Below are 16,659 nucleotides of genomic sequence, written 5' to 3' on the forward strand. Positions count from 1 at the left end.
GATGTGAGGCATTAGAGCTAAAATACCTCACAGGGAGGGTGAAGCTGATGCGACACTAATGCCATTAAGGCCGAGTCCCAGATTTTGCTTCCCTCCCATAGAGTTAAAGACTGAACAGTATCTTTTGGAATTATATCCCGTATTACAAGGTTAGTCTAAACTCTCAGTTTATTTATAGTCTTGGAGGCAATTTTATGCAAGTAAATGCTATTTTGGGTGTGGATATTTCAAAAAAGAAATTTGATGTTTGTTTGTTAGTGGACAGTAAAAAACGACACAAAGTCTTTCAAAATAATCAAGATGGTTTTGCAAAACTTGTAGTTTGGTGCAATGGCCATGGAGCAAATCTTACTCATTTATGTCTTGAAGCAACTAGTTGGTATGGAGAAGATTTGGCTACTTTTATGCACGATTTAGGACATAATGTCAGTATAGTAAACCCAGCCCAAATCAAAGCTTTTGGCAAAAGTGAGCTGCTCAGAAATAAGACAGATAAATCAGATGCAGCTATGATAGCTAGATTTTGTATCGCCAACAAACCTGCTCTTTGGAAGCCCATTACACCTGAAATGAGGCATTTGAGGGAGCTTTACCGTTGCATGCAATCGCTAAAAGATGATAAGGTGCAACAGACAAATCGCTTGGAAAACAAAAATATGCATTCCAGTTGCAAAGAAGCTATATCTAAAGTAATTTTGGCAATAGAGGAGCAAATTATTGTTCTCGAAAAAGAAATTAATGAGCATATAAATAACTATCCACATCTAAAAAATATGGTGGAAAACCTTAAGACTATAAAAGGTATAGGATATCTTACTGCTGTTGCTGTTGTCGCAGAAATGCCATCAGTTGATAACTTTGACAATGCTAAACAATTTACAGCTTTTGCTGGTCTAAATCCAGGACATTATCAATCGGGATCGTCAGTAAGTAAGAGAAGTTGCATATGCAAAATAGGATCTGAGCGTATTCGAAAAGCTCTTTATATGCCAGCTATAGTACTCAACCACTATCGGCTGAGAGCCGAAAGGTTGGATATAGCGCTGGAAGCGCGATGAGAAGCTAAAGCTACTCCAATCTTATACTAGATATAGAATGAGGCTGATGTGCATCTGTATGTTTATTGATGTACTCATTAATGACTTCATCTGTGATATGTCCGCTGGTAGCACTAAAGTATCCTCTTCCCCAAAAACGCTTTCCCCAGTACATTTTATTTAGCTCTGGAAATTCTTGTTGAACTTTGCGTGAAGACCTGCCTTTGGCTCTTTGAACAAAATCACTCACAGCTATATGAGGAGGTATTACTACGAATAAATGTAAATGATCTGATGATATTACTCCGTTTTCTATCTTAATCCCCATTTCTTCAGATACTTCTGCTATGATTGTTCGTATTCTCTCCTTCATAGCCTTAGTTAATACTCTGTACCGATATTTTGTAATCCAGACTATATGGTACCTATGATAAAATACAGTGTGTTTTCCTTTGTCATATTCCGTCATAACTATACTTTGTAAAGTACAGTTATGACATTGACAAACTAAAGTTTCTCCACCTAGAAGGTGGAGGCTTGTACCATCTTATGGAAAGTCAAAAACCATAATAATCATTTTCAAAAGTTTTGTCAGCGTCTAGCAAGTAAAGGCAAATGTCCAAAAGTCATAGTTCTTGCGTTAATGCGAAAATTAATGCATGTCTTTTTTGGTATTCTTAAAAATAATCAACCATTTAATTGTAATTTTGTTGGATAATTTGTTTGACAGCAGAGACAGTATCTGGGATCTAGGAATTTTAATTGTAAGCAAGCACACTGAGTTGATAAGTATAAAAATGGCTGAAAAATAAACATTTTTGATGAGGTCACATAGAAAGCTGGATCCAAGTAGTCAAGGCACTTGGATGACAAGAAAGGGGCTACTCGGATAACAGATACTATGATAAGAAATTCAACAACTTACAATGAATAATTGAAGTTTTTAATTAAGAAAAGCACATGGTGTAGCTATAATTATTGTAAGCAACAATGAAAAAGTACGGAAGTGAAAAATTACCACTCTCATGGCAATCACTTCACCAGCGGCAAAGTGATACCATGCTGATTCATATATTTTCCTTTCATATCATCATATGATTTCTCGCATTCACTTTCGCCGCTTAAAAATACGAATTGGCATGCGCCTTCATTAGCGTAAATTTTCGCAGGAAGTGGAGTGGTGTTTGAGAATTCGAGTGTGACATGACCTTCCCATCCAGGTTCTAAGGGAGTAACGTTTACTATAATTCCACACCTTGCGTAAGTTGATTTACCAACACAAATGACCAGTACATTCCTTGGTATACGGAAATATTCCACTGTACTTGCAAGCACAAAGCTATTTGGTGGAATTATGCATACGTCTGTTTCCTTATCTATAAAACTATTCTCAGAGAAATTTTTAGGGTCCACGATGGCTGAATTAACGTTAGTAAAAATCTTAAATTTATTATCCACTCTTGCGTCGTAACCATAAGATGATAGTCCGAAAGATATGACACCTTTGCTGCTTTTGTGATTCACAAAAGGCTCTATCATTCCAAAATTTTCAGCTTTTTCTCTTATCCATTTATCTGGCATAACTGCCATAATTGCCCCTTAAAGTTGTGTAATACTTACAATAATATAAAATAAAATTTAAATGTAAACTGTAGCTTTTGTCATGCAATTAAAGCTTTTCAGTTTGATTTTTTGTTACAATAATTAGATTTATGTTCTTAACTAAAAATAATGCTTAGAAACTTTCTCCTGATTTTTGTATTCGTATTATTCATGCCGCTGTCAAATGCTGATGCCAGGAAATACATCAGAATTGTTGGGTCTTCAACTGTTTTTCCTTTTATCTCATTTATAGCCGAGGAGTTCAATCGTGTATTCTCCTTTAAGACTCCAGTTGTGGAATCGATAGGAAGTGGATCAGGATTCAAAATGTTTTGCTCAGGAATAGGGGAAGACACTCCAGACATCACCACTTCATCTCGCCCTATGAAGGAAGTAGAAAGAGAACTATGTAAAAGAAATAAAATTAATGAAGTGATAGAGATCATCATTGGCTATGATGGAATTGTCATTGCAAATTCAAATCAAAGCCATAGATTTGATTTCACAAAGAAGGACTTATTTGACACTTTATCTGCATATTCTCAAGAAAATGATAAATTAGTAAAAAATAATAAGAAGTTTTGGTCTGATGTAAATCAAGCCTTACCAAAAACAGAAATTGAAATTTATGGTCCACATCAAAATACAGGCACATACGAAACTTTGGTTAATTCTATTATGCTTGATCAATATTCATGCATGAACTCGAGAATTTTCAAAGAGAATTATAAAGATCAGGAAGAAAGAAAGCAAGCATGTGGTAATATAAGGGATGACGGAAGGTATATAGAAGTTGGAATTAATGAAAACATAATAATACAAAAATTGAAAAGTAACAAGAACGCTTTAGGGATATTTAGTTTTAGCTTTTTAATGAGGAATCAAGATAAAATACAAGGGAGCACAATTGCAGGAATTGAGCCAACTTACGAAAATATATCATCGGGAAAATATATATTAGCAAGACCTCTATACCTTTATATAAAGAAAGAACACCTGGATACTGTTGATGGATTAAGAGAATTCATAAAAGAAATTATAGATTCGATCGGCATTGAAGATGGGTACCTATCTAGGCTTGGTCTAATTCCACTTTCAAGTGAAGATATAAAGAAAGCTTCAGCAAAGGTTTATGATATAACGTGACGGCAACGTTTCTTTTATATTCTTTGTTCTAGCGTAGTCAGACCCAGCGCGGCGCGCTGGGATGACAATGGATTACTAATTAGACAGTTCTGCGTTGTTGCAACACCCCAGAAACAACCGGGTCCGAGCTTTTCGTATTTGGGCTTTCTGATTTCTCACAAACTCCTCCAATATAAGCTAGTACAGCCAATGCTGAAACTGCAACTACGCATAGTCCAACAACGCCCAGAGCGATCTTCCCTTTGTGTTCACTCCAGAAGTTTGTATCGTTTTTTTCTGGGGTTTTGTTGTCTGCAGTTGGTGCAGAGTTTACGGTGTTTTGATCTAGATCAGTGTCATCTATAAAGTTAAGATCATCATTCTCAGACGGATCCCAATTGATTTCTTGTGAAAATCGAGTCTCATACTCTTTATCCCATGCTATCTGATCATTAATCTTGGCATTATCTAGTTCATTTTTACTAAGTTTTTCCTCAAATTCTTGAATCAAATCTTGAAAGCATTGCTCACCTACTCCAGGTATTTTAGCAAAACGTTTTTGTGCACATGTAAGTTTATCCATTACATAGTTATTTCCATTGAACTCGAACCCAAGGAGCCCTGGAGAAGCAGCATCAAACATTAATTTAAAGCTTTCTTTTATCTTTTCCACATCTTCTTGGTTCAATTCTTCACTATATTCAACTTTCAGAGGATAAACTAAAAGGGCATCTACTCTTCCACTACTCCAATATACCTCTCGCTCTAAAACCCTTTCTACATCTTCACCACAATTCTCTAATGCTGCTTTAACTTGATCAATATCAAGGTTTCCTATTGCTTCTTGTAAGTTGGAATCAAGATCCATTACCCACTTGTGATCTTCTATTTTTTGAACAACTTGTACAAGAGCAAAATATTCTGTGCTATGAGGGTCAAATTTTCCTTGAAAGCGTTTAAGATCATCTATTGTATCCGTAAAATATGGTTGATCTTCAAAAGATTTTGTTACCTTGTAATCACACAAAAAATCACGAGTTTTTTGATCAGCTTCCTCCCAAATTAGTTCAATGATCTCGACTTTAGTGTTAACGCTAGCTTCAGAACAGTCAACTTTTCTTCACTTTCCTTGGTACTCGAATTTTTGTAAAAACCATTCAATAGATTTACAATACTAGAAAACATTTCACACCTCTATTGTTATAAGTAAACTTAATTATATCTTAATGCTAAATGTTGTAAAGCTAAAATTAGAAACTAAAAAAGCTAACATAAGTTCTGCATTGTTTGCAGCTTTATCAGCCTATTAGGCAGAATTATTAAAGAATTAGTTGAATAGGTATTATGATTCAATTTAACTCCATCCACAAGTTCTCCGCTTGTTACTCCAGTTGCAATGAACACTGATTCACCTCTTGCCATATCTTTTACGGCGTAGACTTTTTCTGGGTCATCAATATTTAAATTTTTTGCTCTTTCTCTTAACTGATCCGTATCAAGTACTAATCTTCCCTCCATCTGTCCGTCGATAGAGCTTAGCGCTGCAGCCGCAAGCACTCCCTCTGGTGCTCCTCCTATACCGATATACATATCATGATTGCCATTTATTAGTGAAACTATGGCCGCAACATCACCATCATCTATTAGTTTAATTTTTGCTCCTAATTTCCTGATTTTCTCTATTAATTCACTATGCCTTTCACGTTTAAGTACAGTTACCACGAGATCATTCACTTTGCACTTTTTTGCCTTTGCTAAATTGTCTAGATTCTTTTCAATGCTATTTTTTAGTGAGACTACACCCTCTGGAAGATTTTTTCCTACCGCTATTTTTTCCATATAAACATCAGGTGCATGTAAAAAATTACCTTTTTTCGTTGCAGCAAGAACAGACATTGCCCCTGGTTTGTAATGAGCACAAATCGTAGTGCCCTCAAGTGGGTCAACGGCAATGTCGATTTCAGGACCATTTCCAGTGCCAACCTTCTCGCCAATATATAGCATCGGCGCTTCATCTCTCTCACCTTCACCAATTACGATAGTACCATTTATTTCCATTGAATTTAATACTGTACGCATTGCATCAACTGCAACCTGATCAGCCCTTTTTTCATCACCAAAGCCTGCCAATTTATACGCAGCAAGTGCTGCAGCTTCGGTCACTTTAACTAATTTATAGGCTAAATCTTCCATCATTCGCTTTAAGAACTATATTCAATATATATCATGCTGCTTGAAACTGCAATATGTCTTGACTGGTTGTGGGAAAGTTGCTATAATAAACTAACATATAGTAGTAGGGTTAGTTATGATATATAGTAATGATGATATTAGAGAGTTGTATCTAAATATAAATGAGACTGTAAAACAGAAGCCTCAAGCAAGTCTTGAAGAATTAAGTAAAGAGCTAAATGCAAGAATTGATCTAAAGCAAAAATTTCATAATGGCTGTGTGTTGGGAGATTTACTATTAGCACTTGCAATTGAAAAAAGTAATCTAGATTTTATAAAATTTCTCTTTAAAAATGAGCTAAAAATTATTAGTATCATTTCCCAACAAGAAGAAACATGCCATATTCCCAAAACTATAAATGGTCAATCTATATTAAATTATGCTGTCCATTTTGGTAATACCGAAATTTTAGATCTACTCTTACAAAATGTTAACGCAGAACAATCAAAGCTAATACCTAAAAGCAAGCTGTACAAGTTGTGTCAACAATTAAAGAGTAATGCGTTAGATAAGGCTATAGACAAAAACAATGAAAAACTTGTTACGTTACTCGTGTCAGCGATAGAGGAGAAACAAGAAAAGCAAAAAATATCTAATGAGGAAATTAAAGTAGGATCTGGCAGTAATAGTAATGCCACTAGTAAATCTATAGCAACATCAACAAAAAAAACAAATCCAACTACTGTACCAAATAGTGGTAACGGTAGGAGTGTTATTAATAAACCAGTATCTCCTGTAGTATCAACAAACGCCGGCACATCCGCTATGTCAAGCGGTAATGATAAGTCTAGTAATATAAGAACTCACGGCGATGGTCTATCAAATCATACTATTACACCAAATAGTGGTAACGGTCAGCATCATAATAACGAAAATAAAACGCCTGTAGTAACAGGGATTGACCAAACTGCCACACCAAATAATGATAATAAAGCTAACGGCTTTGTAGATGCTCAATTTTCTATGCCAAATGAACAAGAAACTAAATATAAAGAGAGCAAAAAGGATTTTTACACCTCATTGACAAAAGATGTTGTTGGAGTTGTTATTACAGGATTATTCATTACTGCTGCTGTGATGGTTCCATTTGTAGCTGGTGCAGTAGTTTGCAGTGTCATAGCTGCTTTGATTGCAATATATACCGGGTTGCATGTAAAAAATTCTACATTACCAAGTTATAGGGAGATGAGAGAGAATGAAGTTGAACATGTAACAGGATGTCATCCCAGTGCCCAGACACTGGGATGGCTTTGTTGCATCGCTACTTATGAAAGGCTAACTATAGTTAGGATTATAAGCAACCTATTGAAAATCTTGTTTTTTTGCAATCAATCTGATCAAATTTAAGAATAGTAATTTGTTATTTATATTAATAAATTTAATTCTATTGAAAATAGCTAAAGCATTGAAATTCTTGAATTTTAGCCGGATTGGTAAATGGTAGTGAAATTTCTTTTACTCAAATTTAGGTATTCATTGACCGTTCTTGTTATAAATACCAGAATAATAAGCTACTGATATTCTCCACCTTTTTTATCTTTAATCCATCATAGCTAGCGATGCAACAAAGCCCACTGGGATCCAAAAGGCCATAATAAAAACTAGATTCCAGCGTCACGCGCTGGAATGACACCCTCTGGTGGGCTCAAACCATATGAGTAGCCAACACTGCCACTATACTTACCTAGCAAATTTAGATCTAACACTAAACTGTGCTGCCACTAACTTTGCAACCGGTACTCTATAGGGTGAGCATGAAACGTAATCCACCCCTGATTCGATGAGAAACTCTATGGATTTTGGATCTGCTCCATGCTCTCCACATATACCCAGTTTTATTCCTTTTCGGGTTTTTTTGCCTCTTTCAATGGCTATCTTGATTAACTCCCCTACCCCTTCGATGTCCAGCACTTCAAATGGGTCGTTTCCGAATATGTTGCTTTCCTTATAAGAATCGAGGAAATTAACTGAATCATCTCTTGAAAGTCCCATGGTTGTTTGCGTTAAATCATTAGTGCCAAAACTAAAAAACTCTGCATGTTTTGCTAACTTATCAGCAATCAGTGCCGCTCGTGGCAGTTCTATCATCGTTCCAATTGAATAAGCCTTGTCTGATGTCATTCCAGCGCGTGACGCTGGAATCCGCTTCTTGATCCTAGCTGAGATGACAGAAAATTCTTTCTTCACTAGCTCGCATATCAGAACAAACTCTTTCTCACTCATGATAAAAGGAATCATGATTTCAGGCTTAACTTCTACCTTTTTCTCTTCCTTCAGCTCATTTGCAGCACTAAGTATTGCCCTGATTTGCATGCTATATATTTCAGGATGAGAAATGGCAAGTCTACAACCTCGATGGCCAAGCATTGGGTTCTTTTCTGATAACTGTGCTATTTTATTTTTTACTGATTCAACTGACTTACTAAGCGATTTGGCGATTTTTTCTATAGTAGACTGATTATTGGGTAAAAATTCATGCAAAGGTGGATCAAGCAAACGTATAGTGACTTCCCTGCCCTCCATAATAGAAAATATTTCTTTGAAATCAGACTTTTGCATTTCTTCCAGTTTAATGAGCGCATTTGCCCTTTCATTTTCATCGTCAGCTATTATCAACTTTTGAATGAATTCGATTCTATCACTAGCGAAAAACATATGTTCTGTGCGACATAAGCCTATACCTTCTGCACCGAATTCTTTTGCAATTTTTGCATCTTTTGGAGTATCAGCGTTCGCTCTCACTTTGATCGTTTTGATCCCATCTATCCAGTTGATTATCGTTTTGAATTCTTGCGATAATTCAGGTGAAATTGTAGGAAGAATGCCAAGCATAACCTCCCCTGTTCCTCCGTTGATGGTAATTGGTTCACCTTTATTTACTTTTGTATCCCCTACAGAAAAGAAAGTTCCATCTTTATCGATATAAAGTCCACTCACACTGCAAATGCATGGCTTACCCATTCCACGGGTTACAACAGCAGCATGCGAGGTCATCCCTCCCCGTGCTGTTACTATGCCACTTGCAGCATTCATTCCATTAATATCTTCAGGACTCGTTTCTGACCTTACTAAAATCACTTTTTTACCCTGCTCTGCAGCTTTTTCAGCATCACTTGCACTAAACACTACATATCCAGAAGCAACCCCTGGAGAAGCCGGCAGTCCCTTCCCTATTACTTTCTGGTCACCCTTAACGTCAAGAACTGGATGCAATAAATTGTCAAAGGTTTTTGGATCAATTCTCAATATTCCTTCTTCTTTTGTAATCGTTCCTTCGTTTACCATATCAACTATTATGCGAATAGCAGCTTCAGCCGTGCGCTTGCCAGACCTAGTTTGCAAAATCCATAACTTACCGTCCTGTACAGTAAATTCGATATCCTGCATGTCTTTATAATGCCTTTCAAGTTTTTCACATACCACGCATAATTCTCGGTAGACACTTGGCAGCAACTTCTCCATGGTGTTTTTTTGCTCTCCGTCAATTGGCATAGGAGTATAAACACCAGAAACCACATCCTCACCCTGAGCATTAACCAAAAACTCACCAAAAAGCTTTTTTTCTCCAGTTGAAGGATTTCGTGTAAATATCACACCAGTTGCAGAATTATCATTTAAATTACCAAAAACCATTGCTTGCACGTTGACCGCTGTTCCAAGGTTTTCAGGAATATTATGTATTCTTCTATAGGAAACAGCCCTATCATTTTTCCAAGAAGCAAATACTGCATTCACTGAGCTGAGCAATTGCTCTTCAACGTTCTGCGGAAAATGTTTTCCTGTTTTTTCATGTACTATCCTTTTGAAATTGTTAACAATTTCTTTTAAAACACCAACATCAAGATCAGCTAAGCTTTTTGCTCCACTCTTTTGCTGCTTATTATCAACAACATCTTGAAATAGGTGATGATCAAGCTGTAGTACAACATTGGAGTACATCATGATGAAACGGCAGTAGCTATCGTAAGCAAAACGTTCGCCACTTTTTTTTGCAAGCCCAACAACGGTTTCATCATTTAGACCAACATTTAAAATAGTATCAAGCATGCCCGGCATTGAACTAACACTACCAGAGCGTATTGAAACTAATAAGGGGTTATTTAAATCCCCAAACTTACAACCGATGTCATTTTCGAGCATCGCCATGTAGTTTTTGATTCCACTACATATGTCATTCCAGTGCGTGACCACATTTTTTTCTGGATCCGAGTAGTCAGCTACTTGGATAACAGAAGATCTATTGTCTTGATAATAGACTTCGCAAGCAGAGGTGGAAATTGTGAAACCAGGTGGAACAGGAATGCCAACATTGCACATTTCTGCTAAATTTGCCCCCTTTCCTCCCAGCAGATTTTTCATTTCTGCATTGCCTTCGCATTTACCCTGGCTAAAGTAATGTATTAACTTTTCCCCCATCATTTTCTCCGGATTTTCACTGATAAACACATTGTACATATAGTTCCAATAAACCTGTGAGAACTTGAAACCTTAGGATAATAAATTTTACAAAATTTTGCAACAACGTTCCTTCTGGCAACATCAGTAAAGTTAACAAAAAAGATGACAAATTATTGAATTATTATCAATAAGAATATATAATGTAAGGATACATTTAAAAATTTTTTTATGGCTCTTTCTAAATTTCTCGACCCCAAGAATGATGTTGCGTTCCGGCGTATTTTTGGTACTGAAAAAAATAAAGACATCCTCATTCACTTTCTCAATGATATTTTGGGGTTCACCGGCAAAGATGAAATAAAAGAAATAGAATTCCTCAGCACTATTCAAGATGCTGAAATTGCCTCTAAAAAACAAAGTATCGTTGATGTTCTTTGCAGGGATGAAAATGGGGTGCAAGTAATAGTCGAAATGCAAGTTGCCAAAACTAAAGGCTTTGAAAAACGCGCTCAATATTACGCTGCTAAAGCTTATTCAAGGCAAGCTGATAAAGGTGATCAATATCAGGATCTTAAAGAAATCATTTTTATAGCTATTGCTGATTGTATTCTCTTTCCTAATAAATCTGAGTATAAGTCAGATCATGTAATGTTAGACAAAGATAGCTATGAACATGATTTAAAAGATTTTTATTTTACATTTATCGAGTTACCAAAATTTCCTAAAACTAAAGAAGACCAATTGGAGAGTATAGTTGAAAAATGGATCTATTATTTTAAATATGCAGATGAAACTAGCGAAGAAGAATTGGAAAAGATAATAGGTAGTGATGTAATAATTAAAAAGGCATATGAAGAACTAAATAGATTCAACTGGTCAGAGAAAGAATTTATTGCCTACGAACAGGAAATAAAACGTATTCGTGATGAACGGGCTGTTCTTGAACAAAAACTTGATGATGCTAAAAAGGAAGGAAAAATTGAAATTGCAAAAACAATGCTGGCTAATAATGTTGATGTCACCACTATTGTTAAGTTTACTGGCCTCTCCATGAGTGAGATCAAAGAATTGCAGAATTAAGTGGACCCGCAAACGGTTACACGAAATAATGCTGCAGCCTGACCAGGTGATAAGTACATTTAGCCTATTTATCTTTATACTTTCATGTCAATTTTATAAATCAAATTTATTTCTGTGAGTAGCTACAATTTAAAGACCTTGCTTCATCAATGTAATGGAACAAAACCTTTTTAGTAAGTTCAAAACCCTCTAAAGTCTCTCCTTCGCATCTTGCTGTAATGCAGTTTTGCGTATTTGATACCCTAAGAAGCCACCAACCTTTATTATCGGTTACCTTAACACCATCAAGATCTGAAAATACAATATTTTGCTTCTCCAGTGTTTTCTTTATTGATTCAATTATTTGAAATTTTTTCTCATCTTTCACTACAATCTTTACTTCATGAGTGATATATAACTTCGGTAAATCCTCAATTACCTGAGATAGGCTTTGGTTTTTCTTAAGCAAAATGTCAACTGCTTTAACAGCAGAATATAGCCCATCATCAAAACCTAGCTCAGAAAAGAAGAAGTGCCCGCTTAATTCACCAGCAAACTTTGCCTCTTCCTCTACCATCTTCTTCTTAACTAGTGAATGTCCAGTAGCGCAGGTAATAACTTGCCCTCCTAACTTACTAACAAAATCATGCACTTTCATACTCATTTTTACGTTGGCAATAACTTTGCTTTCTGGATATTCCTCCAACACTTCACGTGCAAAAATTATAAATAAATGGTCATTGGAAACAACGTTGCCTTTATTATCAATTAAGCGCACCCTATCGCTATCGCCATCTAGCGCAATGCCAAGATCACATCCATACTCCTTCACAACGTCAATTAATTGAGCGAGATTTTTTTCCTCTATGGGATCTGGATCATGCAGTGGAAATGTCCCATCTATAGAATTATTGGTTACGATGTGCGTATGACCAGGCAAGATCTTTTCAATATACCTTATGATTCCACTTGCTGGACTATTTCCACAATCCCAGGCTATTTTTAATTTCTGTGTAGTATTATTCTTCACTGCACTTTTTAATATGCGAATGTACTCACTATATATATTTATGTTAATTAAGCTTCCAATTCTTGTGCTGTTTTTAATTGGACTGCTTATAATTTCCTTTATCTCTTGATCTGAGAAGACTTTTTTATTACTAAAAAATTTAAAGCCATTATATTCGCTGGGGTTATGAGAGGCAGTTATTATGATACCAAGATCCGCCTGTGTGATTTGTGTTGCAGCGTAAAGCATAGGTGAAGAGCATAGTCCAACGCGTATAACATTTGCACCGGATAAAGTTAAGCCCCTAATTAATTCTCTTTCTATACCTGGTGAATCTATTCTGCTGTCGTAGCCGACACAAACACTAGCTACGGTTTGGCCAAACTTTCTACCTATCTCGTACCCATCATTAATCTGTAAGTCTTTGCCTATTATACCTCTAATATCGTATTTTCTTATAATGGTATTGTCCATACTGTACTTCTTGAAGTGACTACTATATAACATTTTGGCCAAATGCTCAAGTTTATTTATCCAACAATTAGTTGACTTTCCATAAGATGGTACAAGCCTCCACCTTCTAGGTGGAGAAACTTTAGTTTGTCAATGTCATAACTGTACTTTATAAAGTATAGTTATGACGGAATATGACAAAGGAAAACACACTGTATTTTATCATAGGTACCATATAGTCTGGATTACAAAATATCGGTACAGAGTATTAACTAAGGCTATGAAGGAGAGAATACGAACAATCATAGCAGAAGTATCTGAAGAAATGGGGATTAAGATAGAAAACGGAGTAATATCATCAGATCATTTACATTTATTCGTAGTAATACCTCCTCATATAGCTGTGAGTGATTTTGTTCAAAGAGCCAAAGGCAGGTCTTCACGCAAAGTTCAACAAGAATTTCCAGAGCTAAATAAAATGTACTGGGGAAAGCGTTTTTGGGGAAGAGGATACTTTAGTGCTACCAGCGGACATATCACAGATGAAGTCATTAATGAGTACATCAATAAACATACAGATGCACATCAGCCTCATTCTATATCTAGTATAAGATTGGAGTAGCTTTAGCTTCTCATCGCGCTTCCAGCGCTATATCCAACCTTTCGGCTCTCAGCCGATAGTGGTTGAGTTTTTAAAGAAATCTGTTAATATTATAGTATATTTTTTAAAATGTAAAATTATGCCACAGGAAAACGAAAATGTATTTATAGCTGAAAGTCAAAGTTTAGATGTAGATGAACAGCAGAAAAAGGATATTTTAGATGTGATTGAATCTTGTAGCAGCTTTCAAGAGACTATAAAACAATTGGAGGAAAAAAATTTAATCTGGTATTTTATTGGCCCTTTACGCAAAGATGAGAACATTACAGGACAGATAAATTTAAAGTGGGAAAAGGAGTTCCAAAAATTTGAGCAATCAATAAATGAAACACATAGAGAATTTGAAGCATCTTTACCAAATCAAAATTTCTTAGTGTATCCAACAAAGGATAATGACTTCAAAATTAGATTTGAAAATGAAGAAAAACCAATAGAAATTAGCAATATTTTAAGGACCAGCAGTGAAGGTAAGGTTTATAATATATCTTTAGGGAAAGATACTCAACCACTATCGGCTGAGAGCCGAAAGGTTGGATATAGCGCTGGAAGCGCGATGAGAAGCTAAAGCTACTCCAATCTTATACTAGATATAGAATGAGGCTGATGTGCATCTGTATGTTTATTGATGTACTCATTAATGACTTCATCTGTGATATGTCCGCTGGTAGCACTAAAGTATCCTCTTCCCCAAAAACGCTTTCCCCAGTACATTTTATTTAGCTCTGGAAATTCTTGTTGAACTTTGCGTGAAGACCTGCCTTTGGCTCTTTGAACAAAATCACTCACAGCTATATGAGGAGGTATTACTACGAATAAATGTAAATGATCTGATGATATTACTCCGTTTTCTATCTTAATCCCCATTTCTTCAGATACTTCTGCTATGATTGTTCGTATTCTCTCCTTCATAGCCTTAGTTAATACTCTGTACCGATATTTTGTAATCCAGACTATATGGTACCTATGATAAAATACAGTGTGTTTTCCTTTGTCATATTCCGTCATAACTATACTTTGTAAAGTACAGTTATGACATTGACAAACTAAAGTTTCTCCACCTAGAAGGTGGAGGCTTGTACCATCTTATGGAAAGTCAAATAACCGCAAGCAAGAAAAATGGCAATGAGAGGCACTATGATTTTACTGGTTCAAGCTCATGTGAAATGACCATTAATCGGCAGGCTAAGGATTCTGAAGGTAACAGCATAGACTGTAGCATGACCGTAAAATTGGATTCTGGTGGTATACAGAGTGTTATTGGTGAGCCAAAATTTGGAGGAATAACGAGTTCAGAAGAAGTATTAAAGTTAGTTGGACAAAATAAAGAAGTTTTTATCAACAGAAAAACTCTGTATCAAGCTTTTACTGATATAGGTCAAGATATGGACAGTCTCGAGCCCACACAAGATCTATCATCGCAATTGCCTACACCAAGCAGCAGTGGGTATTCCTCTCCTAGCACACCTTCTTCACGTAGAAGTTCTATATCCACCAGCAGTGAATTTAGTGATGAAGATGAAATATTTGAGGATGATATGTCTGGTGATGAAGAAGAGTATGAGCAAGAAGGATTAAAAGATAAAGTAGATGAAATTATAAACGAAATTGAGGAATTAAAGGAAGGAAAAGAAACATTTGCTCAACATTTTGCAGCGCAGGCAAAGCAGCTTGAGGATCTAAGATTAGAACGTGACTCCTTGAGAGATAAAGTTAATGAACAACAGCGAGCGATATTTGAAAGAGATCAAAGAATAAAGGAGCAAGATGCTTCTATTAAGTCACTTATAGAGAAACTCGAAAAATTAGAAGAACTTAATCAAAAGATAGAAAAAGAAGGTGATACACAAATAAGCGAATTAAGTGAAGAAAAGCAAACTGGGGAAGAAGAAGCTGAAAGACTTAAAGCTGAATTAAAAAGGATGACGCAAGAATTAGCTTGGAAGAATCAAAATATTGAGCAGTTAACACAAAAGATAGAGAAAGAACTGCAGGATAAAAATGATGTAATAGAAAGCTTAAATGATAAGTTGAAAGATAAGGAAGGTGAAACAAATGAGGCAAATAAAGAATTACAGAGAAAATTGAAGCAAAGTGAAGCTAATTTAACTGTACTAAAGGAAAAGAATGCAAATTTGGAGAATGACCTGAAGAAAATAGTGGAAGGTTTAAACGATGATCATAAAAAGCAGTTGGCAGAACAGTTAATGGAAACAAAAAAGGAAAACAATACATTGGCTGAAACGGCGAGCCAATTGTCTAAAGAATTAAATGAATTACAGAGAGAAAAGGAAGATTTAGAGAGGGAAATTCGACAACTTGAACCTGGAAGATCACTTGCAGATGAGCTAAGCGAAGAAAATACGAAGGGGGAAATAGAAAAGCTTCAACGTCAGCTTAAGGAAAAGGAAGGGATGTTAACGTGTACACAGGAAGAGCTAGCATCTGTCAAAGAGAGTCTAGAGCAACTGCAGAACATATTACAGCAGGAAAAAGGTCAGGCAACTCAAACTGAAGTTGAATATGAAAGTAGAGGAACAAGCATGCAGCAGCAAGACCAAGGTATACAAGCTGTAAACAACAACTCAAGCAGAATAGCTAGTGGGTTAAGACAAGAAAACAAAAAATTGACTAGAGACAAACTAACTATATCTGAACAATTAAAACAAAAAATAAGAGAGATTGACGAGTTAAAGAAAAATTTAAAGCAACTGCAAGAAGAAAATAAACAACTAAAACAAGAAGTTACCAAAAATGCAGGCGTTGATGCATCATCTTCAACAGGTCAAAAAGAAGCTAAAGAAGCAGAAGTTATACCGCAAAACATTATGGATTGGCCTGTTCCAATTCCAGACGATAAACCAGAAGAGCAGAAAACTCCATTAGAGCCAATCAAGGTAAATACAGAATTATCAGATCCAAAATCAATCTCCGCTGAGGGTCCGGAAAAATCTCCTCCTCTTTCAAAATGATGAGTTTTGCTTCTATAGCTGACCCAAGCAACACGTCATCCCGCGATTTATTCGCGTTATCTCAGCCGCTAACACGTAGCGGGATACTTAACCGTCATACCGTGATTTATTCA

At 36.0% G+C, this 16,659-nt stretch carries 13 protein-coding genes and 3 pseudogenes; 8 read left to right on the forward strand and 8 right to left on the reverse strand.

The features are described from left to right. Positions 1-194: 194 nt before the first annotated feature. Positions 195-1,034 (forward strand): annotated as a pseudogene (locus tag LA754_RS03125) (IS110 family transposase); the annotation flags it as partial. 34 nt (positions 1,035-1,068) lie between these two features. Here the strand turns inward: LA754_RS03125 and tnpA (LA754_RS03130) are convergent. Next, the gene (gene tnpA / locus LA754_RS03130; protein ID WP_006279552.1) at positions 1,069-1,506 is read right to left on the reverse strand and encodes an IS200/IS605 family transposase; all 438 of its coding nucleotides are present in this window, start codon (positions 1,504-1,506) and stop codon (positions 1,069-1,071) included. A gap of 87 nt (positions 1,507-1,593) precedes the next feature. Between tnpA (LA754_RS03130) and LA754_RS03135 the strand changes: the two are divergent. Then, positions 1,594-1,755: pseudogene (locus LA754_RS03135) on the forward strand (IS110 family transposase); the annotation flags it as partial. Between the two features lie 314 nt (positions 1,756-2,069). Here the strand turns inward: LA754_RS03135 and dcd are convergent. Next, positions 2,070-2,627, reverse strand: a complete 558-nt coding sequence (dcd, locus tag LA754_RS03140) for a dCTP deaminase (RefSeq protein WP_006280485.1) — start codon at positions 2,625-2,627, stop codon at positions 2,070-2,072. 141 nt (positions 2,628-2,768) lie between these two features. Between dcd and LA754_RS03145 the strand changes: the two genes are divergently transcribed. Continuing rightward, complete coding sequence (locus LA754_RS03145) at positions 2,769-3,785, forward strand: substrate-binding domain-containing protein (protein WP_077188105.1); 1,017 nt, start codon at positions 2,769-2,771, stop codon at positions 3,783-3,785. A gap of 79 nt (positions 3,786-3,864) precedes the next feature. On the opposite strand, the gene LA754_RS03150 is transcribed toward LA754_RS03145, so the two are convergent. Both LA754_RS03150 and glpX read right to left on the reverse strand, forming a co-directional pair. Next, the gene (locus LA754_RS03150; protein WP_457923720.1) at positions 3,865-4,791 is read right to left on the reverse strand and encodes a hypothetical protein; all 927 of its coding nucleotides are present in this window, start codon (positions 4,789-4,791) and stop codon (positions 3,865-3,867) included. Positions 4,792-5,030: 239 nt separating this feature from the next. After that, positions 5,031-5,957, reverse strand: a complete 927-nt coding sequence (gene glpX, locus LA754_RS03155) for a class II fructose-bisphosphatase (protein ID WP_077188185.1) — start codon at positions 5,955-5,957, stop codon at positions 5,031-5,033. A gap of 115 nt (positions 5,958-6,072) precedes the next feature. On the opposite strand from glpX, the gene LA754_RS03160 reads away from it, so the two are divergent. Then, positions 6,073-7,344, forward strand: a complete 1,272-nt coding sequence (locus LA754_RS03160; protein ID WP_353285614.1) for an ankyrin repeat domain-containing protein — start codon at positions 6,073-6,075, stop codon at positions 7,342-7,344. 142 nt (positions 7,345-7,486) lie between these two features. On the opposite strand, the gene LA754_RS03165 is transcribed toward LA754_RS03160, so the two are convergent. Together LA754_RS03165 and ppdK are read right to left on the reverse strand one after the other, a co-directional pair. After that, complete coding sequence (locus LA754_RS03165; protein ID WP_457923721.1) at positions 7,487-7,615, reverse strand: hypothetical protein; 129 nt, start codon at positions 7,613-7,615, stop codon at positions 7,487-7,489. A gap of 62 nt (positions 7,616-7,677) precedes the next feature. Next, a complete protein-coding gene (ppdK, locus tag LA754_RS03170; protein ID WP_457923722.1) occupies positions 7,678-10,413 on the reverse strand; it encodes a pyruvate, phosphate dikinase in 2,736 nt (911 codons plus the stop codon). A 210-nt stretch (positions 10,414-10,623) separates the two neighbouring features. Between ppdK and LA754_RS03175 the strand changes: the two genes are divergently transcribed. Then, complete coding sequence (locus tag LA754_RS03175) at positions 10,624-11,475, forward strand: Rpn family recombination-promoting nuclease/putative transposase (protein WP_077188186.1); 852 nt, start codon at positions 10,624-10,626, stop codon at positions 11,473-11,475. Between the two features lie 106 nt (positions 11,476-11,581). On the opposite strand, the gene LA754_RS03180 is transcribed toward LA754_RS03175, so the two are convergent. Beyond that, positions 11,582-12,970, reverse strand: a complete 1,389-nt coding sequence (locus LA754_RS03180) for a phosphomannomutase/phosphoglucomutase (protein WP_077188187.1) — start codon at positions 12,968-12,970, stop codon at positions 11,582-11,584. A gap of 130 nt (positions 12,971-13,100) precedes the next feature. On the opposite strand from LA754_RS03180, the gene tnpA (LA754_RS03185) reads away from it, so the two are divergent. Together tnpA (LA754_RS03185) and LA754_RS03190 are read left to right on the forward strand one after the other, a co-directional pair. Further along, positions 13,101-13,538: an IS200/IS605 family transposase gene (gene tnpA, locus LA754_RS03185; RefSeq protein ID WP_006279552.1), complete on the forward strand. Its 438-nt coding sequence runs from the start codon at positions 13,101-13,103 to the stop codon at positions 13,536-13,538. A 118-nt stretch (positions 13,539-13,656) separates the two neighbouring features. After that, a pseudogene (locus LA754_RS03190) lies at positions 13,657-14,082 on the forward strand (hypothetical protein); the annotation flags it as partial. A gap of 62 nt (positions 14,083-14,144) precedes the next feature. On the opposite strand, the gene tnpA (LA754_RS03195) reads toward LA754_RS03190, so the two are convergent. Next, positions 14,145-14,582 carry an IS200/IS605 family transposase gene (tnpA, locus tag LA754_RS03195; RefSeq protein WP_006279552.1) on the reverse strand — a complete coding sequence of 146 codons (438 nt, stop codon included), beginning with the start codon at positions 14,580-14,582 and terminating at the stop codon, positions 14,145-14,147. An 80-nt stretch (positions 14,583-14,662) separates the two neighbouring features. On the opposite strand from tnpA (LA754_RS03195), the gene LA754_RS03200 reads away from it, so the two are divergent. Further along, positions 14,663-16,546 carry a hypothetical protein gene (locus LA754_RS03200; protein WP_457923723.1) on the forward strand — a complete coding sequence of 628 codons (1,884 nt, stop codon included), beginning with the start codon at positions 14,663-14,665 and terminating at the stop codon, positions 16,544-16,546. The last annotated feature ends 113 nt before the right edge of the window (positions 16,547-16,659 follow it).

This window comes from Wolbachia endosymbiont of Muscidifurax uniraptor, from assembly GCF_054149795.1.